Origin of the sequence: Cellulomonas sp. ACRRI (assembly GCF_022346185.1) — a bacterium.
Taxonomy (GTDB): Bacteria; Actinomycetota; Actinomycetes; order Actinomycetales; family Cellulomonadaceae; genus Cellulomonas.
Genome location: NZ_JAKRMS010000011.1, coordinates 15,020 through 35,023, shown reverse-complemented (window position 1 = coordinate 35,023; position 20,004 = coordinate 15,020). Strand labels below are relative to the sequence as shown.

Annotated in this window: 22 protein-coding genes; 9 read left to right on the top strand and 13 right to left on the bottom strand. The window is 76.8% G+C overall.

Translation table 11 applies throughout. From position 1 onward, the window contains the following. Positions 1 to 29: 29 nt before the first annotated feature. A complete protein-coding gene (locus MHY85_RS04325) occupies positions 30 to 425 on the top strand; it encodes an aldehyde dehydrogenase (RefSeq protein WP_239193450.1) in 396 nt (131 codons plus the stop codon). A gap of 77 nt (positions 426 to 502) precedes the next feature. Here the strand turns inward: MHY85_RS04325 and MHY85_RS04320 are convergent, their stop codons facing one another. Beyond that, on the bottom strand, positions 503 to 754 hold the full coding sequence (locus MHY85_RS04320; RefSeq protein WP_239193438.1) for a nuclease: 252 nt from the start codon (positions 752 to 754) through the stop codon (positions 503 to 505). 357 nt (positions 755 to 1,111) lie between these two features. Continuing rightward, the gene (locus tag MHY85_RS04315) at positions 1,112 to 1,675 is read right to left on the bottom strand and encodes a TetR/AcrR family transcriptional regulator (RefSeq protein ID WP_239193436.1); all 564 of its coding nucleotides are present in this window, start codon (positions 1,673 to 1,675) and stop codon (positions 1,112 to 1,114) included. A gap of 110 nt (positions 1,676 to 1,785) precedes the next feature. Between MHY85_RS04315 and MHY85_RS04310 the strand changes: the two genes are divergently transcribed. Further along, positions 1,786 to 2,694, top strand: coding sequence for an SDR family oxidoreductase (locus MHY85_RS04310; protein WP_239193434.1), 909 nt, complete (start codon positions 1,786 to 1,788; stop codon positions 2,692 to 2,694). Positions 2,695 to 2,784: 90 nt separating this feature from the next. Further along, a complete protein-coding gene (locus MHY85_RS04305; protein ID WP_239193432.1) occupies positions 2,785 to 3,405 on the top strand; it encodes a dihydrofolate reductase family protein in 621 nt (206 codons plus the stop codon). Positions 3,406 to 3,417: 12 nt separating this feature from the next. On the opposite strand, the gene MHY85_RS04300 is transcribed toward MHY85_RS04305, so the two are convergent. From MHY85_RS04300 to MHY85_RS04285, 4 genes are all read right to left on the bottom strand, one after another. Further along, a complete protein-coding gene (locus MHY85_RS04300) occupies positions 3,418 to 3,630 on the bottom strand; it encodes a hypothetical protein (RefSeq protein ID WP_239193430.1) in 213 nt (70 codons plus the stop codon). Positions 3,631 to 3,718: 88 nt separating this feature from the next. Next, entirely contained in the window at positions 3,719 to 3,937 is a 219-nt protein-coding gene (locus MHY85_RS04295) for a hypothetical protein (protein WP_239193428.1), read from the bottom strand. A gap of 285 nt (positions 3,938 to 4,222) precedes the next feature. Beyond that, entirely contained in the window at positions 4,223 to 4,588 is a 366-nt protein-coding gene (locus MHY85_RS04290; RefSeq protein ID WP_239193426.1) for a hypothetical protein, read from the bottom strand. 335 nt (positions 4,589 to 4,923) lie between these two features. Next, the gene (locus MHY85_RS04285) at positions 4,924 to 5,631 is read right to left on the bottom strand and encodes a hypothetical protein (protein WP_239193424.1); all 708 of its coding nucleotides are present in this window, start codon (positions 5,629 to 5,631) and stop codon (positions 4,924 to 4,926) included. A gap of 229 nt (positions 5,632 to 5,860) precedes the next feature. Here MHY85_RS04285 and MHY85_RS04280 point away from each other — a divergent pair, with 229 nt between their 5' ends. Next, complete coding sequence (locus tag MHY85_RS04280; protein ID WP_239193423.1) at positions 5,861 to 6,895, top strand: Fpg/Nei family DNA glycosylase; 1,035 nt, start codon at positions 5,861 to 5,863, stop codon at positions 6,893 to 6,895. Between the two features lie 76 nt (positions 6,896 to 6,971). On the opposite strand, the gene MHY85_RS04275 is transcribed toward MHY85_RS04280, so the two are convergent. Then, the gene (locus MHY85_RS04275) at positions 6,972 to 7,415 is read right to left on the bottom strand and encodes a GNAT family N-acetyltransferase (protein ID WP_239193422.1); all 444 of its coding nucleotides are present in this window, start codon (positions 7,413 to 7,415) and stop codon (positions 6,972 to 6,974) included. Between the two features lie 105 nt (positions 7,416 to 7,520). On the opposite strand from MHY85_RS04275, the gene MHY85_RS04270 reads away from it, so the two are divergent. Continuing rightward, on the top strand, positions 7,521 to 7,769 hold the full coding sequence (locus MHY85_RS04270; RefSeq protein WP_239193421.1) for a LapA family protein: 249 nt from the start codon (positions 7,521 to 7,523) through the stop codon (positions 7,767 to 7,769). Between the two features lie 57 nt (positions 7,770 to 7,826). On the opposite strand, the gene MHY85_RS04265 is transcribed toward MHY85_RS04270, so the two are convergent. Both MHY85_RS04265 and MHY85_RS04260 read right to left on the bottom strand, forming a co-directional pair. After that, positions 7,827 to 8,486: a DUF1684 domain-containing protein gene (locus MHY85_RS04265; protein ID WP_158373447.1), complete on the bottom strand. Its 660-nt coding sequence runs from the start codon at positions 8,484 to 8,486 to the stop codon at positions 7,827 to 7,829. A gap of 12 nt (positions 8,487 to 8,498) precedes the next feature. Beyond that, positions 8,499 to 8,702 carry a hypothetical protein gene (locus tag MHY85_RS04260; protein ID WP_239193420.1) on the bottom strand — a complete coding sequence of 68 codons (204 nt, stop codon included), beginning with the start codon at positions 8,700 to 8,702 and terminating at the stop codon, positions 8,499 to 8,501. Between the two features lie 63 nt (positions 8,703 to 8,765). On the opposite strand from MHY85_RS04260, the gene MHY85_RS04255 reads away from it, so the two are divergent. Continuing rightward, the gene (locus MHY85_RS04255; protein WP_239193419.1) at positions 8,766 to 9,713 is read left to right on the top strand and encodes an LLM class F420-dependent oxidoreductase; all 948 of its coding nucleotides are present in this window, start codon (positions 8,766 to 8,768) and stop codon (positions 9,711 to 9,713) included. Here MHY85_RS04255 and MHY85_RS04250 read toward each other — a convergent pair. Continuing rightward, the gene (locus MHY85_RS04250) at positions 9,694 to 10,947 is read right to left on the bottom strand and encodes a glycosyltransferase 87 family protein (protein WP_239193418.1); all 1,254 of its coding nucleotides are present in this window, start codon (positions 10,945 to 10,947) and stop codon (positions 9,694 to 9,696) included. The two genes, MHY85_RS04255 and MHY85_RS04250, sit on opposite strands and share 20 nt — an antisense overlap. A gap of 247 nt (positions 10,948 to 11,194) precedes the next feature. Here MHY85_RS04250 and MHY85_RS04245 point away from each other — a divergent pair, with 247 nt between their 5' ends. Then, positions 11,195 to 12,532 (top strand): uracil-xanthine permease family protein, encoded by a 1,338-nt coding sequence (locus tag MHY85_RS04245; RefSeq protein WP_239193416.1) that lies wholly within the window; start codon positions 11,195 to 11,197, stop codon positions 12,530 to 12,532. Positions 12,533 to 12,553: 21 nt separating this feature from the next. Here the strand turns inward: MHY85_RS04245 and MHY85_RS04240 are convergent, their stop codons facing one another. Continuing rightward, entirely contained in the window at positions 12,554 to 13,234 is a 681-nt protein-coding gene (locus MHY85_RS04240; RefSeq protein WP_239193414.1) for a LytR C-terminal domain-containing protein, read from the bottom strand. Next, entirely contained in the window at positions 13,224 to 13,532 is a 309-nt protein-coding gene (locus MHY85_RS04235) for a type II toxin-antitoxin system VapB family antitoxin (RefSeq protein ID WP_147794834.1), read from the bottom strand. The genes MHY85_RS04240 and MHY85_RS04235 overlap by 11 nt, the downstream gene beginning before the upstream one ends. 187 nt (positions 13,533 to 13,719) lie before the next feature. Here MHY85_RS04235 and MHY85_RS04230 point away from each other — a divergent pair, with 187 nt between their 5' ends. After that, positions 13,720 to 16,560 (top strand): bifunctional diguanylate cyclase/phosphodiesterase, encoded by a 2,841-nt coding sequence (locus MHY85_RS04230; RefSeq protein ID WP_239193412.1) that lies wholly within the window; start codon positions 13,720 to 13,722, stop codon positions 16,558 to 16,560. Here the strand turns inward: MHY85_RS04230 and MHY85_RS04225 are convergent. After that, positions 16,452 to 18,938: a hypothetical protein gene (locus MHY85_RS04225; RefSeq protein WP_239193410.1), complete on the bottom strand. Its 2,487-nt coding sequence runs from the start codon at positions 18,936 to 18,938 to the stop codon at positions 16,452 to 16,454. The two genes, MHY85_RS04230 and MHY85_RS04225, sit on opposite strands and share 109 nt — an antisense overlap. A 71-nt stretch (positions 18,939 to 19,009) precedes the next feature. On the opposite strand from MHY85_RS04225, the gene pheA reads away from it, so the two are divergent. Next, positions 19,010 to 20,002 (top strand): prephenate dehydratase, encoded by a 993-nt coding sequence (pheA, locus tag MHY85_RS04220; RefSeq protein WP_239193408.1) that lies wholly within the window; start codon positions 19,010 to 19,012, stop codon positions 20,000 to 20,002. Positions 20,003 to 20,004 lie beyond the last annotated feature (2 nt).

Sequence of the window (20,004 nt, the reverse complement as noted above, 5' to 3'; positions counted from 1 at the left end):
CAGCCGATCGCGCGAGGGGTGGATGAGCCATGAGCATGATGATGGACATGATGAAGTCGATGCCGACGGGCACGACGGGGATGGACATGACGGCGATGCAGCCGTGCATCGAGGCCTGCTCCGCCGCGGCGATGGCCGCGACCATGTGTGCCGACGCCGACGCAGGCGAGAACATGGCGCGATGTGCGTCCATGTGCACGAGCACCGCGGACGTCGCCACCACCACGATGCGGATGATGATGCGGCCCGCGGGCTACGACATGGCCGCCATGTCGGCGATGATGCAGGCCTGCGTCGCCATGGGCGAGGCGTGCGCGGCGGAGTGCGAGATGCACGCGTCGATGTCCGAGCACTGCCGCATCTGCGCCCAGGCGTGCCGGGCGATGGTCGACGCCTGCCGCTCGATGATGTCCTCGATGGCCTGACCGCCGACGCGACGCCGTCCGGCCCGGTCAGCCGCCTGGCCGGACGGTCGTCGCGACCGCGGGAGGCGGGGGCGACGTCAGACGGACGGCCGTGCGGCGTACCAGACGCCGCCGACGGCCAGCAGCTCGGCCACCGGGTGCACGGCGACCGGCTCGCCGGGCTGCGGGGTCGCGCGCGTCGTCAGCACGCGGCGCTCGCCGTCGAGCAGGACGACGGTCACCTGGGCGTCGCCCTGCGCGTGGACGAGGCCGTCGCGCCAGGCGCTGGGGGAGGCGGAGGCGACGACCTCCTGGATGGGGAGGACGTCGACGCGGGTCTGCTGCGGCACTGCGGGGCTCCTGGGGTCCGGCGCGGGGGTGCGGGTACGCCCGCGCGACGGGGACCGGCGGACCGGGGCGACGCGGAGGGCGGCTGCTGCGGGTGACGGGACGGGTCCCGGCCGGGCGCGCTCAGGCGCGGGCGGGGGACCGGTGGGGCGTCAGCGACACATTCGACAGCGGCACCGCACCGTCGGCACGGCGACGGGCCCCGCGGGGAGCGGGGTCGCGTGGGCGTGCCGGGCGGCGGACATGCCGACGAGTCTGGGCAGGCCGCCGGGACGTGTCAAGGGACGGCGGGCGAGGGTGCGCGGCTGCGCTGGTCACGCGGGGGAGCGTGGTCCCGGTCCGGTCCGCCCTGTGGACGGTCAGCCGGCGGCGAGGGTCCGCAGCTCGGCCAGCGCCGCCCGCACGTGGTCGTCGAGGCCGCGGCCGCCGTCGCCCGCGACCCACGCCTCGAAGCCCACCCGGAACGCCGCCACGGCGGCCTCGCTCGCGAGCGCCGCGGCCGGCTCGGGCGTGCCGCGGTCCCGGAGCGCCGCGGCGAGCGCCCGGCCGAGCGCGGCCATCTTGAGCAGCTCGCGCTCCTGCAGCCCGGGGTTCGCGGCGACGACCCCCGCGCGGGTGCGGGCGTGCTCGATCCGGTCGGCGAGGGCGTCGCAGCCCCGGACGACGCCCGCGCCGGCGGCCTCGAGCGGTCCCGCGCCGGGCGGAGCGCCGACGACTCCGGCGACGGCCAGGCGCTCGAGGGTGTGCGCGCCGTCGAACAGCACCTCGCGCTTGTCGGCGAAGTACCGGAAGTAGGTGCGCTCGGTGACGCCCGCCCGCTCGGCGATGTCCTGGACGGTGGTCTGCTCGTACCCCCGCTCGGCGTACAGCTCCAGCGCGGCGCGCGCCATCCGCCCCTGCGCGTCCGGCTCCCAGCGTCCCATGCGGTCAGTCTAGTGATGACAGCACCTGACATCAGGCGTACGGTGACGGCAGCGACTGACATCAGCCGCCCCGGGGTGTCCACCCCGGGTGCTCGTCCTGGAGGACTCCCATGCGTGTGTTCGTCACCGGTGCATCCGGCTGGATCGGCTCGGCCGCCGTGCCCGAGCTGCTCGCCGCGGGGCACGACGTCGTCGGCCTCGCCCGCTCCGAGGCGTCCGCCGCCTCGCTGGCCGCCGCCGGCGTGGAGGTCCGGCGCGGCGACCTCGACGACCTCGCCGCGCTCCGGGCCGGCGCCGAGGACGCCGACGCGGTCCTGCACCTCGCGTTCAAGCACGACTTCAGCGACATGGCCGGGTCCGGCCGCACCGAGCGCGCCGCCGTCGAGGCGCTCGGCGACGTGCTCGCCGGCACCGACCGGCCGCTGCTGCTCGCGTCCGGCATCGCCGGTGTCGCCCCCGGCCGGCTGCTGACCGAGGACCTGAAGTCGCCCTACGTGGCTCCGGACGCCCCGCGCGGCGCGAGCGAGACCTACGCCCTCGGGCTCGCGGAGCGCGGCGTGCGGCCCGTCGCGCTCCGGTTCGCGCCCACGGTCCACGGCTCCGGGGACCACGGGTTCGTCGCCGAGCTGGTCCGGGTCGCGCGGCAGCGCGGGGTCGCGGGCTACGTCGGCGACGGCTCGAACCGGTGGCCCGCGGTGCACCGGTCGGACGCCGGGCGCCTGATCGCGCTCGCGCTGGCGCGGGCGGCGGCGCAGGGCGACGTCCCGGTGGTGCACGCCGCCGGCGAGGAGGGCGTGCCCGCCCGCGACATCGCCGAGGCGATCGGGCGCTCGCTCGGGGTCCCGGCCGCGTCGGTCGCGGCCGAGGAGGCGACGACGCACTTCGGCTGGATCGGCGGGTTCTTCGCGCTCGACCTGCCCGCCTCCAGCGCGCTCACCCGCGAGCGGCTGGGCTGGCGGCCCACCGGCCCGACGCTGCTCGAGGACCTGACGGCGGGCGCGTACACACCGAGCCGGTGACGGGGGTCTAGGCACGCGCCGCGCGGGTGGGGTCTCATGAGGGACCCGCACCCGCGCGGCGCTGCGCGCCCGCCCGAAGGAGGACCCGCGATGGCGACGATCGTCTCCACCCTGTTCATCTCGCTCGACGGCGTGGCCGAGATCGACCCGGCGTGGCACTTCCCGTACTTCGACGACCACATGGGCGCCGCGGTCACCGAGGACTACGCGGGCGCCGACGTCCTGCTGCTCGGGCGGGTCACGTACGACAGCTTCGCGGGCGCGTGGCCGGAGCGGGAGGCCGCCGGCGACGTGGACGCCGCGTTCGCGACGCAGCTCGGCGACATCCGCAAGCTCGTCGCCACCCGCGGCAGCGCCGACCTCGGCTGGCGGAACGCCGAGCGCGTCGAGGGCGACCTGGTCGAGGCGGTGACCGCCCTCAAGGCGCAGCCCGGCGTCGGCAAGGTCGTCGTGCCCGGGTCGCTGTCCGTGGTGCGGCAGCTGCTCGCGGCGGGCCTGCTCGACGAGCTCCGGCTCCTCGTCCACCCGGTCGCCGCCCGGCACGGCGAGCGGCTGTTCGACGAGGGGTCGCCGGTCTACCCGCTGCGGCTGCTGGCGTCGGACGTGTTCCCGACCGGGGTGGTGCGGCTGGTGTACGCGCCCGGCGAGCTGCCGAACGCGCACGGGTACGAGGACGTGAAGGGCGAGGTGCCGGGCGCGGGCGAGGGGTGAGCGCGAGGACGGTCAGAACGTGAAGTTCCGCAGCTGGATCACGACCCAGACGTAGAACGCCACGACTGCGACGATCGCGGCCCCGGAGAACGTCAGGACGATCCGCAGGGCCCGGCGGGGCCGCTGACGCTCGCGCGGCTTCTTGCCACGCCAGGACCAGATCAGGCCGCCGGCGAAGGCGAGCAGCGCGGCGGCGAGGGCGCCGTTCACCACGAGCCAGTCCACACCAGTACCTCCTCGCTCGGCGGTATCGCCTGCGGCGGTGGGCCCGGCGCGGAACGCGTGCCCGGGCAGAGGTGAGTGACGAGACGGCTCACCGCATGTAGTAGTAAGACAGGCCGATCATCAGGTACGCGCAGTACCCGAGGTACAGCGCGATCACCGCCCCCGAGACCGTCAGGAGGGTCCTCCGCACCCTGCGGCGGATCGTGCCCTCACCTCGCTTCCTGCTCCGGCGCCACCAGATCAGGCCGCCGATGAAGACGAGCACCGCGGTGGCGAACGCCCAGTGGATCAGGACAACCGAGTCCATGGTGGTCCTCCCTGCTCGATGGTGCGGGACGTCGCGGTCAGAACGTGAAGTTCCGCAGCTGGGTCAGGAACCGGATGTAGGCCCCCACGGCGGGCACGATGAGGGAACCCGAGATGGTCAGGATGACCCGCAGCACCCGGCGGGGCCGTCGGTCCTCGCGGGGGGGGGGCGCCCGCCCCATCGCCACCAGATCAGGCCGACGACGAAGATGAGAAACCCGACCGCCATCGCGACGTTGATCAGTCCCAAGATGCCCACGGCGACCTCCGCGGTCGATGTCGTGCCTCACCCGCCCGCCCCGTCGGGTGGTCCGCCCACTGAGCGTCGGCGGACGGACACGACGGCCCCGGCGCCGAGGGTGGCGATCGTGAGCGTGACGAGGAGCCCGACCAGGGGCCCGGTGAGCGCGAGCCCGCCGCCGGCGTCGTTCCCCGGTGCGGGCGCCGCCGCCGGAGACGTCCCGGGGTCAGGCGTGGTGCCCTGCGTCGTCGGAACCAGGCCGGCGAGGTAGCCGGTGGCCGTGGACCCGATCCCGGGCAGCACGATCCCGGTGACCCGATCGCCGTCCGGTTCGCCGGGCAGGAAGCCGGCGTCGTCGTCGGCGGCCCCTCCCGCGTGGAGCAGGGCCCCGGGCACGTGCAGGTCGTACACCCCTGGCAGGAGCCCGCCGACCCTCCCAGGCGCCGTCCGGGCCGGTGACGCACCCTGCCCCAGCGCCGCCGTGCCATCTGTCGACTCCCAGCCGACCACGACACGGGTTGCGGCGGACCGGGCCGGCCCTGGTCGGCGGATGTGCGATCCCGGTGCGTCACCCCGGTGGCGCCTGTGCCGCACGGAGTGCTCCGGAACCTAGGAGCGCCGTGACCCGACCAAATCCCGGGTGACACCTACTCGAATGCGGGATTCCACGAGACCGTCGGTCGCGGTGGAGCCTGTCGGGGCGTGCGCGGCGTCCGGGGCGCGGACGCGGTGGTGGGGAGCGCCCGTCAGCCCGCCAGCGCCGCCGTCGCCGCCTCGACCGCGGTCCGCGCCTCCTCGGCCGCCGTCGTCGCGCCGATGACCGCGTCGATGTCCTCGGCGTCGACCGGCTGGGCGCCCACGGCCGCCGCGGCGTCCAGCGCGCCCTGGAGGGCGGCGCGGGCGTCGGCGTCGCCGGTGCCCGCGGCGAGCGCCCGCTGCCCGGCGGCGACCGCGCCGTCGAGCGCTGCCGTCGCGGCGTCGCGCGCCGTGGCCTCCTGCTGGAGGTCGAAGCGGTAGCTGTCCTCGAAGACCGCGGCGGACGCGTCCTGGATGGTCTGCAGGTGGTCGAGCGCCGCCGCGCGCGTCTCCTCGACCGCCGCGGCCTGCTCCGCCGGCGAGCCCGCGGTCGGCGCGGTGGTGTCCAGCGCCTCGGCCGCGGTCAGCGCGTCGGCGAGCGCGGTCCCGAGGGCCGGGTCGGTGAGCCGGCCCTCGACGGACGCGAGCGCCTCGTGCGAGGAGCCGATCGCCTGCTGCAGCTCGGTGGCGACGGGTGCCAGGCGGGCGACGGCCTCGTCGAGCGCGGCGGCGTCCTGGGCCCGGGAGCGCTGGGCGGACGCGAACCAGACGCCGCCCGCGACCAGCAGCAGGACCACGACCAGGGCCACGCCGGCGAGCCGGGCGCGGCGGGCGCCGTCGGCCGGCGCGTCGGTCCCCGGCGGCGTGCTCCCGGCCATGTGGTGCCCCCTGATCGGTTCGAGCGGTCGGTCCTCGCAGCGTACCCGGGGCCGCCCGGCCCCTCCGTCGCGCCCGGCTGCCGAGACGGTCTCCTCGCCGCCCGGCACCCCGGGCCCTCGGCCGCCGCGCACGCGGTGCGGGGTCCCGGGGGGTGGAGGCCCGCGGGGCGTGCACGGTCGGCGCGTGCGGTCCCCGGCGGGTGTCGGACGCGGCCCCTAGCCTGGGCGCATGCCCGAGGGTCACACCGTCCACCGCATCGCCCGGCAGTTCGCCCGGGACTTCGTCGGGCACCGCGTCGCGGTGTCCTCGCCCCAGGGGCGGTTCGCCCAGGGGGCCGCGCTGCTCGACGGGCGCGAGCTGCTGACGTCGGCGGCCGTCGGCAAGCAGCTGTTCCTCGGCTTCGCCGGCGGGCACGTGCTGCGGGTGCACCTCGGCCTGTACGGCGCGTGGGACTTCCTCGGCGTGGTGTCGCCGCTGGTCGAGGGCGGCGGCGCGGTCGCGAGCCTGGGCGCGCCGCGGGTGCGCCGGTCGGTCCGGATGGGCGAGGGGGAGCGCGAGGGCGACGAGGGCGCGGAGCTCGAGGACTTCCCGCCGGAGCCCGTCGGCCAGGTGCGGGTGCGCCTGGCGACCGAGCAGACGGTCGCCGACCTGCGCGGGCCCACGGCGTGCGAGGTGCTGGACCCCGCCGCGACGGCGGCCGCGCTCGCGAGGCTCGGCCCGGACCCGGCGGTCGAGGACGACGTCCGTGCCCGGATGGCCGACCCGCACGCGGTCGCGGCGGCCACCGGGGCGGCGCACCACGAGCCGGGCGAGGCCGACGGCTCGGTGGCGGACGCGGTGGCGCCCGGCCCGGGGTCCGCCGCCGACGTGATGGTGCAGCGGCTCACCGCGCGCGGCACCGCCGTCGGGCAGCTGCTGATGGACCAGGCGGTGGTCGCGGGCATCGGCAACATCTACCGCGCGGAGCTGCTCTACCGCGCGCGGCTCGACCCGCACACCCCGGGCAAGCGGGTCCCGGCGGAGACCGCCCGCGCCCTGTGGGACGACTGGTCGGTCCTGCTGGCCGACGGCATCGCCACCGGGGTGATGCTCACCCGGGAGGACCTGGACGACGCCGGCCGCGCGGCGGCGCTGCGGGACCCGGCCGAGCGGCACTGGGTGTACGGGCGCGCGGGGGAGCCGTGCCGGACCTGCGGCACGCCCGTCGCGGTCGAGGAGATGGCGGGCCGCAAGCTCTACTGGTGCCCGACCTGCCAGCGCTGACCCGGGCCGGCCGCGGTCCGCACGCTTCCGGCCCGTCCGCCGGTGACCCGGACGCGGGCGGTCCGTCCCGCCCGGGTCAGCGCGGCGCCCGCACCATCGGCACGTGCGGGATGCCGTCCTCGTCGTAGTCGGCGCCCGCCCGCTCGAACCCGAACCGGCCGTACCAGCCCTCGAGGTGCGCCTGCGCGTGCAGGTGGATCGTCGCGCCCGGGCCGCAGAGCGCGATGCCGTGCTCCAGCAGCGCCCCGGCGACGCCCCGCCCCCGCGCGGCCGCGGCGGTCGCCACCCGCCCGATCGCCGGGTGGTCGCTGCCGGCCCGCAGCACGCGGATGGTGCCCAGCAGCTCGCCGTCGTCGTGCGCCCACACCTGCAGCGAGTCCTCGAGCAGGTCCTGGCCGTCGAGCTCGGGGTACGGGCAGGTCTGCTCGACGACGAACACGTCGACGCGCAGCCGCAGCAGGGCGTACAGCTCGGCGGCGGTGATCTCGCCGGGGGTGCGGGTCTCGATGGTCACGGGCACGCGGGTCAGCGTAGGCGCTGGTGGCCGGGCGGCCCCGTGCGCCATGCTGCGGTACGCGGCGGGCGCGGTCCGCCCCGACCGCACCCGGCGCCGGAGGAACAGGCCATGAGCAGCACCGACACCCCGACCAGCCGCCCGAACCCCGTCGTCACGTTCCTCCAGCGCCGGTGGCTGAGCGTCCTGCTCGTCGTGGTCGCCGTGGTGTTCGTGGCGCAGAACCGCCAGCCGGTCCGCGTCCACCTGCTCGCCACGACGGTGACGACGCCGCTGTGGGTCGCGCTGACGGCGGTGCTGGTGCTCGGGCTGGCGGCGGGCACGTTCCGGATCCGCCGCGCGGGCCGCCGCGACCGCTGACCTCACGTCGGCGGGGCCGCCCCGCGCACGCCGTCCGCGGCCGCGCCCGGCCCGGGCTCACTCCAGCTCGAAGTCCGCCACCAGCTTCGGGTCCGGCTGCTGCTCGCCCACCGGCACCGGCGCCGGCAGCACGTTGCCGCGGGTGGCCAGCGGGCACGCCCACGCCGGGTCGTACGCGCAGGACGGGTTGTAGGCGAAGTTCAGGTCGAGGATCAGCCCGCCGTCGGTGGCCCGGCCGAGGTCCGCGTGCTTGATGGTGTCGAGCAGGTACCGTCCGCCGCCGTACGTCCCCTTGCCCGCGGTGGCGTCCTTGACCGGGATGAAGATGCCTCCGCCGTAGGTGCGCAGCGCCCACACGGACAGCGACCCGAGCCCGTCGAGCTCGACCCGGCCCACCCGGTCGAACGGGACGACGCCGTCGGTCCCCGTCGCGACCTCCAGCCGCTGCGCCGACGTGGCCCGCACCCGCACCTCGAACCGGTAGGCCGGGTCGTACGGCGCGACGGACAGCCCCTCGAACACCGCCTTGGCGGCGTGGTGCAGCGGGGAGGCGGCGTGCGTGGCGAACAGCTCGTCGCGGCGCGCGACCCACTCGGCGTGCGCGGCGGCGGGGTCGTCCTCGGCCAGCCGCCGGACGTCGGCGTACATCTGCGCGGTGCGCCGCCGCCAGTCCGCGACCGCGAGCGCATCGAGGGCCAGGCCGAGCTGCGTCACCATGCCCTCACCGTCTCACGGGCGCGGCGGCCGGGCGGTCCGAGCGCGCCGGTCCAGCCGCTGCAGCGCCCGGACCTCCCGCACCGCAATCGCCGCGCACACGAACCCGACCAGCCACGCCCACGGCCGCCCGCGCAGAGCCAGGACGAGGCAGACCAGCGCCAGCGCCCCCGCGCCCAGCACGACGGCGAGGCTCGACCACCGGACCCCACGCAGCACGCCCCCGACGCTACCGCCGGCCCGTGGCGCGACCCACCCCGCGCACCGTGAAAGGCTGCCCGCATGGACCTGAGGATCTTCACCGAACCGCAGCAGGGCGCCACCTACGACGACCTCCTCGCCGTCGCGCGCGCCACCGAGGACCTGGGCTTCGACGCCTTCTTCCGCTCGGACCACTACCTGTCGATGGGCTCCGGCGACGGCCTGCCCGGCCCGACCGACGCGTGGACGACGCTCGCCGGCCTGGCGCGCGAGACCAGCCGCATCCGGCTCGGCACGCTCGTGTCGTCGGCCACGTTCCGGCACCCGGGCGTGCTGGCCATCCAGGTGGCGCAGGTCGACCAGATGTCCGGCGGCCGGGTGGAGCTCGGGCTGGGCACCGGCTGGTACGCCGAGGAGCACGAGGCCTACGGCATCCCGTTCCCGGACAAGCGGTTCGGCCTGCTCGCCGAGCAGCTGGAGGTCGTCACCGGCCTGTGGGGCACGCCCGCGGGTGGCCGGTTCGACCACGCCGGCGAGCACTACACCCTGAAGCGCAGCCCGGCGCTGCCGAAGCCGGTGCAGACGTCGCCGCTCGACGGGACCACGCCCGGCGTGCCGCTGATCGTCGGCGGCCTCGGCCCGAAGAAGACCCCGGCGCTCGCCGCGCGGTTCGCGTCCGAGTTCAACCTGACCTTCCCGCCCCTGGACGTCGTGGGCGAGAAGCTCGAGACGGTCCGCGAGGCGTGCCGCGCGATCGGCCGCGACCCGCAGACCCTCACGATGTCGGCCGCGCTGGTGCTCGCGGGCGGCCGGGACGACGCCGAGGTGGACCGCCGCGCCGCCGCCATCGGCCGCGACCCGAAGGAGGTCCGCGCGGTGGGGATCGCCGGCACGCCGACCGCCATGGTCGACCGGCTGGGCACGCTCGCGGAGCAGGGCGTCACCCGGGTCTACCTCCAGGTGCTCGACCTGCACGACCTGGACCACCTGGAGCTGATCGCCTCCGAGGTCATGCCGCAGGTGCGCTGACGCGCACCCCCTCGCCCGGGCCGGTGGCCCGCGACCCCGCGCGACCGACGCGGACCAGGTCGCGGGCCACCGCCACGAGCAGCGCGACCAGCAGCAGGTTCCGCAGGACCAGCACCAGCGACGGGCCGACCTGCTGCGCCGTGATCCCGTCGTAGGCGATCGGGAACACCACCTGGGTGAGCGCGGCGACCACCAGCACCAGCGCCGCGGGCACGCGCCAGGACCGCACGCCGCCCGCACCCGGACGCGCCAGGCCGACGACCACCGGCCCGGCGAGCCACCCGACGAACTGCGGCGAGCCGACCTTGTTCGCGAGGATCAGCGTCACCGCGACGAGCAGCGCCCCGCGGGCGAGGAACCCGGCGGTGTCCAGGCGGTCGCCGGTGCGCAGCCGCACCCACGCGAGCAGCCCGGTGACCGCGGCGAGCGCCACCGGCAGGAGCACGCCGAGCGCGCCCGCCACGGCGGCGGTCCCCGGGCCCGCGATCTCCCACGTGGTGATCTCCTGGTTGAGCACGACCCGCACGGGGTCGCCGCCGATCCCGCCCGCGATCCCCGCCAGCACGAACGGCGTCGCCGCCACGGACTCGACCTGGAGCCCGCGCTCCCCCTGCTCGCCCAGGAAGCTGGTCAGGTGCCCGAGCCCGCCGCCCGCCGCGACCGCGCCGGCCACGACCGCGCAGACCGCCGCGGCCGGCAGCACCAGGTCCCGCCAGGGGCGGCGCAGCACGAGCACCAGGGGCAGCAGCAGCGCGCCCGGCGCCACCTTGACCCACGCCCCGAACGTGAGCAGCGCGGACGCGACCGCGGGGTGCCGCAGCGCGACCGCCAGCGCGATCACCACGACCGGCGCCACCACCGCGTCGAGCCGGCCGACGGCCACCGGCCCCAGCAGCAGGACGAACGCCAGCCACCACCACGCGCCCACGGCGGGGTCCCGCCCCGGCGCCGCGACGTCGCCGCGCACCAGGTCCGCGCGGGCGGGTCGCCCGGCGCACCGCAGCAGCACGACCACCGCGACGGCGTCGAGCAGCGTGATCAGCGCCGACCACGCGACCGCGTACGGCTGGGTGCCCACGGCGTCGACCAGAGCGGGCAGCAGCATCGGCAGCACGGCGCCGGCGGGGTACACCCAGTCGCCGTCGAGCACCGGCCACACCCCCTGGTGCAGGCCCTGCCACATCCACCACCGGTACAGGTCCAGGTCCCAGAACGCGCGCGCGGGGATCAGCACGGTCCCGACGTAGGCGATCCAGCCGTGGACGGCGACGAACGCGGTCCAGAGGGCGGCGCGCGAGCGCAGCAGCCGGTCGATGGGGCACCTCCACGCGGACGGTCACGGGCCGCGGCACACCCTACGCGGGGCCGCTGCGAGGCCGGGGTGCGGCCCGTGGGCGCGGCCGGACGGGTGACGCGTCAGCCGCTAGCCTGCCCTGCGGCGCGCGGACCGACCGGGGCGCCGACTCAGGAGGAGGACCGCGGTGAGCGCGATCGGCTGGCGGGTGCACGGTGACGGCAGGAGGGTCGAGCCGGGAGCGGTCGTCGCCCCCGACGAGCGGCTGTCCTGGCCGCGGACCATCGGCATCGGCATGCAGCACGTCGTCGCCATGTTCGGCGCGACCTTCCTGGTGCCGCTGCTGACCGGCTTCTCCCCGGCGACCACGCTGCTGTTCTCGGCCGTCGGCACCGTGGTGTTCCTGCTCGTGACGGGCAACCGGCTGCCGTCCTACCTGGGGTCGAGCTTCGCGTTCATCGGCCCGATCGTCGCCGCCACCGCCTCGGGCGGGCAGTCCGCGGCCGTCGGCGGCATCCTCGCCACCGGCGTGCTGCTCGCGGTGATCGGCCTGGTCGTGCACCTGGCCGGTTCGCGGTGGATCGACCTCGTCATGCCGCCGGTCGTCACGGGCACCGTGGTCGCGCTGATCGGGTTCAACCTCGCGCCGACCGCGTGGGGCACCTGCGACGACGCCGGCGCGTGCAGCGGGTTCCGCGCCGCCCCGGTCACGGCGATCGTCACGCTCGGGGCGATCGTGCTGTCCGCGGTGCTGTTCCGCGGCATCCTCGGCCGGCTGTCGATCCTGGTCGGGGTGGTCGTCGGCTACCTGGTCGCCACGCTGCGCGGCGAGGTCGACTTCGCCGCGGTGCGCGCGGCCGACTGGTTCGGGCTGCCGCACTTCGTGGCCCCGACCTTCGAGCCCCGGCTGCTCGGCCTGTTCCTGCCCGTCGTGTTCGTGCTCATCGCCGAGAACGTGGGCCACGTGAAGTCGGTCGCGGCCATGACCGGCAAGGACCTCGACCCGCTGACCGGGCGCGCGCTGCTGGCCGACGGTCTGGCCACGACGCTCGCCGGCCTCGGCGGCGGCTCGGGCACGACCACCTACGCCGAGAACATCGGCGTGATGGCGGCGACCAAGGTGTACTCGACCGCCGCGTACTGGGTGGCGGCCGCGACCGCGCTGGTGCTCAGCCTGTCGCCGAAGTTCGGCGAGCTGATCAACACGATCCCCGCCGGCGTCCTGGGCGGGGCGACGACGGTCCTCTACGGGATGATCGGCGTGCTCGGCGCCCGCATCTGGGTGCAGAACAAGGTGGACTTCTCCGACCCGGTGAACCTCACGACCGCCGCCGTCGCGCTGGTGATCGGCATCGCCAACTACACGTGGACCGCGGGCGACCTCACGTTCGAGGGCATCGCGCTCGGCACCGCGGCCGCGATCGGCGTCTACCACGTGATGCGCGGCGTGGCCCGGTGGCGCGGCACGAGCCAGGAGCCGGCGTCCCCGGCGTCCGTCCCGGGCGGCGTCGAGCTGGAGCGCTGACGGCCGGCGGCCGGGGGCGGCTCAGCCCTCGGCCGCGGCCTGCTCCTCCGCCGGGGCCTCGGTGGCCGGCGGCGGGGTGGCCTGCGGGACCGGGGTGACCTGGTCGAGGGCGATGCAGCCCTCGGGCACGGCGAACGGCTGGTCCGCCACGAGCACCACGTCCGACGCGGCGACCAGGGCGTTGTAGGACGACCCGACGACGACGTCCACCGACGCGTCCGCGCGGGTGTCCAGCACGAGCTGCGGGGTGTCGAACTGCGCGGCGACGGTGTAGGCCGCGGCGACGCCCTGGGTGCCGAACTGGATCAGCGCGGTGCCCGCGTACGTCGAGTAGCCCATCTGGCTCGCGTTCAGCTGCTGCGCGACGGTGAAGCCGCGCTGCGAGAGCGCCGAGGCGGTGTCGCCCGCGAGCCCGACGCGGGTGGTGCCGTTCAGGACGTTCAGGGAGACCTGGCCGTACGGGACCGGCGTGGCGCCCTCCGGCGGGCACGGCGAGTCCTCCGCGGCCAGACCCGTCGGCTCGGGGGACGAGAAGTCGCGGGACAGGAACGGCAGCGACACGTTCCCGGTGTAGACGGCGGCGGCGCCGAACGCGGCGACGGCGAGGCCGCCGAGCAGCACGCCGAACACGACGGCCTGGCGCTCGCGGGTGTGCCGGCGGCGGCGCTGACGGGCGGCGTCCGGCGTGCGGTCAGCGCTCATCGGACTCGATCACGAGGACGCGCGCGTGCAGCACGGGCCGCTGCTGCAGGGCGGCGCGCACCGCGCGGTGCAGGCCGTCCTCCAGGTACAGGACGCCGCGCCACTGCACGACGTGCGCGAACAGGTCGCCGTAGAACGTGGAGTCCTCCGACAGGAGGTTGTCCAGGTTCAGCGTGCGCTTGGTGGTCACCAGCTCGTCCAGGCGCACCTGGCGAGGCGGGACGTCGGCCCACTGCTTGGGCGTGACCAGGCCGTGGTCGGGATAGGGCCTGCCCTCGCCCACGGACTTGAAGATCACGGACGCGAGTGTAGGTGAGACGGGCCTGCCGCGGGGCACCGGCTCGCGGGTGGGTGGTCGGGGGGGCGGCACCCGGGTGAACTTGCCCCGCGGGGTCGTCCGGACCGGCCTTCCGGCCGATGGGACGGGTACGGCGGGGCCCCGGGTCGGACGGGTCCGGCCGCCGCGGGCTCGGGGAGGGGTGCGCATGCAGAGCGACGCAGGCGGTCGCGCCCGCAGGCGGGTGCGTCTCGTGGTGCTCGTGCTGGTGCCCGTCGGGCTCGTGCTGTCCCTGGTCGCCTCGGCGTTCGACGCCCACCAGCAGCGGGACCGCGCGGAGCAGGCGACCCGCGCCGACCTCGCGGTGTCCGCGGAGGCCCTCACCGCGCGGCTCGGCGGGCAGCTCCGGGTCGCGTCGACCTCGGCGTCCCTCCTCACGCCCGCGACCGGCACGTCGTGGGACGACGCCGCGGCGGCGTGGGAGGGCCACCTGCGCGTCCTGGCCGGCGCGCCGGCACCCGGGGCGGACCCGACCGCCGTCCCGGTGTCCGCGCCGGTGCTCACCTCGGGCGTCGGGTGGCTCCCGGCGCCCGCGAGCCCGGCGGACCGCGCCGGCGCGCTGGACGTGCTCCCCACCGGGGGCGCGGCCGTGCCGGGCGACGTGCACGTGGCGCGCGTCGTGCGGCTCGGGTCGTCCTCCCTGCTCGACGTGCTGGCCGCCGGCACCGACGACGCCGCGGGCGCGGCGGCGGTGGCGGACGCGCTCGCGGCGGCGCGCGACGCCGGCCAGCCGGTGCTGAGCGCCGCCTACCCGGCCCCCGCGGCCCCCGTCGACGTCTCCGACGTCGGCAAGGTGGCGCGCGCGGGCGGCGGGACGCAGGCCGAGGCGGCGATCGCGGTGCCCGTCTACGACTCCGCGGACGCGCCCGGCAGCACGGGCGAGCGCCGGCGGCGCCTGCTCGGCTGGACGGTCACGACCTTCGCCGTCGCCCCGCTGCTCGACGCCGTGAGCGCCCGGCCGCGGGACGCCGCCCTGGTCACGGACGGCAGCGCGGTGCTCGGCGTGCTCGTCGAGGACCGCGACGCCCGCCAGGCCGCGGGCGGCCGGCTCGCGGTGGCGGTGCCCGTGGCGGGCCGCACCTGGACGCTCGCCGCGGAACCGCGGGACGCCGCCGGGCCGCTCGCCCCGCTCCCGCTGCTCGGCGGCGCCGTGCTCACCGCGCTCGTCGTCTCCCTCGTCGCCTCCCGCGCGGCCGCGGAGCTGCGCGCCGTCGAGGTCGCCGCCGACCGCACGCGCGCGCTGGCGGCGCGGACCCGCGACCTGGAGTCGATCACCCGGAACACGCCGGACGCGCTCGCCCGGGTCGACGGCGACGGCCGGCTCCGGTTCGTCAACGCCGCGATGCGCCGCGCCGCGCGGGTGTCGGAGGCGGACCTCGGGGCGCCGGTGGGCGACCTGGCCGACCGGTCGCCGGTGATGCACTCGGTGCGCGCGCTCGTCCACCACATGATCGCGATCTCCGCGGACCCGGGCTGCGACCCGGACACCGACCCCCGGCGGCTGATCAGCATGTCCGCGCAGGTCGAGGGCCACTGGTACGAGGTCCGGGCGGTGCCCGAGCGCGGGCCGGACGGCTCCGTCGACTCCGTGCTCGCGGTCGCCCGGGACGTCACCCGGTTCCGCGACGCCCAGGACCGGCTGACCCACGCCGCGACCCACGACCCGCTCACCGGCCTCGCGAACCGCGACGTCGCCCGGGAGCGGGCGGTCGCGGCGCTCACCACCTCGAGGGCGGGCACGGCGCTGCTGCTGCTCGACCTGGACCGGTTCAAGCTCGTGAACGACTCGTACGGCCACGTGGTCGGCGACCAGCTCCTCCAGCGGGCCGCCGGGCGGGTGGGCGCCGACCTGCCGGAGCGGGCGGTCGCGGCGCGCCTGGGCGGCGACGAGTTCGTCGTGCTGCTGCCGGACGCCACGCCGGAGGCGGCCGACCAGGTCGCGCTGCGGCTGGTCGCGGCGTTCGACGAGCCGTTCGAGGTCCGCGGCGAGGAGTTCGCGGTCGGCTGCTCCGTCGGGGTGGTGCACACCGAGCCGGGCGGCGCGGCCTGGGACGAGCTGCTGCGGTGCGCCGACGTCGCGATGTACCGGGCGAAGGCCGCCGGCGGCGGCTGCCACGAGTGGTACCAGGAGCACGGCGCGGACCACGCGCGGCAGCGGCTCACGATGGCCGCCGACCTGCGCCGGGCGACCGAGGAGGGCGAGCTGTCGCTCGTCTACCAGGGGGAGGTCGACCTGGTCACCGGCCGGGTCGAGGGCGTCGAGGCGCTGATGCGCTGGACCAGCCGCACCCGCGGGCCCGTGTCCCCGGCCGAGTTCATCCCGGTGGCGGAGGAGACCGGGCTGATCGGCGAGCTCGGCGCCTGGGCCCTCGACCGGGCGCTCGCCGAGGTCACCGCGCACAACCGGAGCACCGGCGCGGGGCTGCGGGTGTGGGTGAACGTCTCGCCCCGGCAGTTCGCCGGCGGGCAGGAGCGGCCCGACCTCGTGACCCTGGTGGTCGACCTGCTGGCGGCCTACGACTCCCCGGCGAGCTGGCTCGGCATCGAGGTCACCGAGAGCGCGCTCGCCGACGACGCCCGGGCGGTGCCCGTGCTGAGCGCGCTGCGCGAGCTCGGGGTGGGCGTCGCCATCGACGACTTCGGCACCGGGTACTCGTCGCTGTCCCGGCTGCACGACTACCCGGTGACGCTGCTCAAGATCGACCAGTCCTTCGTCCAGGAGCTCGGCGGGTCCGGTGCCGCCGGCCCGCGCGCGGCGGGCGTGGTCGAGGCGGTCGTCGCGCTGGGCCGGTCGCTCGGCGCCGACGTGATCGCCGAGGGCGTCGAGGACGAGGCGCGGTACACCGCCCTGCGGGCGCTCGGCTGCGACCTGGCGCAGGGCTACCTGTTCGGCAGGCCCTGCGCGTTCGCCGACGCGGTGCGACCCGTCTCCGTGCCGGGGCCGGTGCTGCCGGGGATGGTCGGGGCCAGGCTGCCCGGGCCGCGCTGAGCCGCGGGCTGCTGCAGCAGCATCCACGTCGAGCAGGCCGCCGCGAGCAGGGGCACCGCCAGCCCGATCCCGGTGGCCGGCACCACCACGCCCGAGTCGTTGAGCGCGAAGCCGATGCCCAGCGTGGTGGCGAGTGCGACCAGGCCCTTCATCAGCATCGGCGCGTCGGTGCCGATCTGCCGCAGCGGCGCGCCGGCGGACAGCCAGGCGTAGGGCCCGCCGTCGGGCGCGCTCACCGCGGACCTGGCCGGGCGCCCCACCAGCAGCACGACCAGCAGCAGGCCGCCGATCGCGAGCAGCGTCTGCTCGCTGCCGAACAGGATCCGCAGGTTGGTCTCGCCCTTGCGCAGCAGCACCGTCCACAGCCCGCCGTCGAGCACCGTCTCGACGAACGCGCCCAGGTGGGTGCGCGCGTCCGGCGGGCGCAGCCAGTCGACGACGGCGATGCCCACGACGGTGACGGCGCCCGCCGCCAGCACCGCGAGCACCCGCCGCCAGGTCAGCCGGATGCCGGCCGTGAGCAGGGCGAGGACGGCGAACCCGGGGACCAGCGCCGGCGGGCCGCCGAAGTCCGCGCCGATCGACGGGCTGCCGTTGACGACCACCGCGACCAGCCCGACCGCGGCGACCACCGCGACGGCGGCGCCGCGGCGCCCCGCGCGCAGCAGGGGGTCGGCGAACGCGACCGCCGTGAGGATCATCGCCGTGGCGAACAGCGCGAACGCCGGGTTGCCGAAGCCGTAGAACCGGCCGGCCACCAGCGAGCCCGGGCCCATCATCGAGTCGAGCGCGAGCCGCGCGCCGGTGGCGACGTCGACCGCGAGCACCAGGGCGGTGATGCCCCCGACGGCGCCCATCGGGCCGAGCAGCCGACCGCGCCACCACGGCGGCAGCAGGGTGACCGCGACGATCGCCGCGCAGCAGAGCGCGACCGCCCCGGCGAGCGCCCAGGCGGGGTTGCCGGCGCGCCACCACGGCAGCAGGTTCGCGAGGAAGGTCGACACCGGCACCGCGGCCACGGCGACGGCGCCGACCCGCAGGCCGTGCAGCACGCGCCGCGGGTGCCCGACGCCCGGCGGCCGGCGGCGCAGCCGCGAGATCAGCCGGGTCCACCACAGGCGGACGCGGTTGTTCAGCCCGACCATCACCAGGAGGTACAGCGCGAGGTTCAGGCCGACCCAGAGCACGTAGAACCCGCCGACCAGCGGCGCGGCCGCCTGCGCGTGCCGGTTCTGGTCGATCAGGTACGCGACCCGCGCGCCGGCGGTCGCGTCGTCCGGGCTGAACCGGATCACCGAGCCCACGAGCGCGCCGGTCGGCGCCAGGTCCCGGATGCCCAGCGCCTGGAGCACGGTCGGCGTGATGTCGGTCGTCTGCAGGAAGCCGTCCTGCCGGGTCGACGACGAGCCGATGAGGCCGCCCGCGTACGTGCCGCCGTCGGGGGTCGGGCCGGCCGCCGCGGCCACCTGCAGGTTCGCGCGCCGGTTCGAGTCCGCCACCGAGAACAGCAGCACGGTCGGGTCGCTGCCCGCGTCGGCGACCGCGTCCAGCACCGCCCCGATCCGGGCGTCGATCTCCTGCACCTGCTCGGCGCGGGTCGGCTCGATCACCACGTCGGTGCCGGAGACCGGCGGCTCCTCCTGGGCGTCGCTCGGGACGTCGGTGTCGGCCTCGGAGCGGCCCCGGGTCTGGTAGCCGGGGTCGCGCACCGTGCCGGCGTCGACCACCACGAGCTGCGAGCCGTCGAGGGCGCCCGCGACGGCGTCCTCCAGCCCGCCCGCGTCCGCCGGGTTGCGCACGTGGGCGCCGACCGGCGTGCCGTCCGCGTCCGCCAGCGCGATCGCCGCGCCGGGGCCGATCCCGGTCGCGGTCAGGCCGGCCGTGGCGACCGTGTCGCCCAGGAGGCCGAGCCGGGAGTCGTACGAGGACGCGCGCATCGCCTCCTGGTAGTCCGACCACCCGGGCACCGCGCCGTTCGCCAGCGGGTCGCGCAGCGTGCGGCAGCTGCCGTCCGCGACCGCCAGGTCGGTGGCGCGGCCGCCCGCGGACACCGCGAGCCAGCCCATCGACGGGCAGGTGAACGAGATCGCGCTCCGCACCACGGTGGTGCCCAGCGAGGCCGTCCGGGACAGCTCCCACAGCGCCGGCGTCGTCAGCGAGCCCAGGTCGTCCCAGCGGAGCCCCGCGACGCCGACCAGGACCACGGGGCCGCGGTCGGCCTCGCCGGTGCCGTCGGCCGCGGCGGCACGCGGGGCGCCGGCCCAGCCGAGGGCGACCGCCAGCAGCGCCGCGAGCGTCGCGGCGACCAGGCGGGCCGGGGCGGTGCGGGCGGGCGCGGGGCGGGCCGTCGTGCGCGGCTGAGGCGTGGACAGGGGCACCGGCCCAGCGTACGGGCGCACTACGCTCGGACGCGTCGCCCGCGAGCGCCCCCCGAACGACGACACGGCACGTGCACGCACGCCGCACAGGGAGCGCACGCGGCGGCCACACGCGCCCGCGCTACGCCTACCTCGGCCCCGCGGGCACGTTCACCGAGGTGGCGCTGCGGCAGGTCGTGACCCCGGAGGAGGCGGACTACCTCCCGCAGGCCGACGTGGTGAGCGCGATCGAGGCCGTCCGGTCCGGCGCCGCCGACCACGCCGTCGTCGCGATCGAGAGCACCATCGAGGGCGGCGTGACGGCCACCCTGGACGCCCTCGCCGTGGGGGAGCCGCTGGTGCTCCGGCGCGAGGTGCTGGTGCCGGTCGGCTTCACGCTGGTGGGGCGGCCCGGGGTCGCGCTCGCGGACGTCCGGCGCGTGGCCGCGCACCCGCACGCCTGGGTGCAGTGCCGCCGGTGGCTGAGCACGCACGCGCCCGGCGCGGTGCACCTGCCCGCCACGTCGAACACCGCGCCCGCCGCCCTGCTCGCCGAGGCCGGCGCGGACGCGGAGACGCTCGGCTTCGACGCCGCCCTGGTCCCGCCCGCGGCCCCGGCGCACTACGGCCTCGAGGGCCAGGTCCTCGCCGAGGACGTCGCCGACAACCCGCACGCGGTCACCCGGTTCGTCGTGCTCGGCCGCCCCGGCGAGGTGCCGCCGCCCACCGGCGCCGACAAGACGACCCTGGTCGTGCACCTGCCCAGCAACGAGGCGGGCGCCCTGCTCACCATGCTGGAGCAGTTCGCGGCGCGCGGCGTGAACCTGTCCCGGATCGAGTCCCGGCCGATCGGCGACTCCCTCGGCCGGTACTCGTTCTCGATCGACGCGGAGGGGCACATCGCCGAGGAGCGGATGGGCGAGGCGTTCATGGGCCTGCACCGCGTGTGCCCGCACGTCCGCTACCTCGGCTCCTACCCGCGCGCCGACCGGCACCCGGCGGACGTGCACATCGGCACCGCCGACGACGACTTCCGCACCGCACGCGACTGGCTGCGCTCGGTGCGCGGGGGCGTCTCGGTCTGACC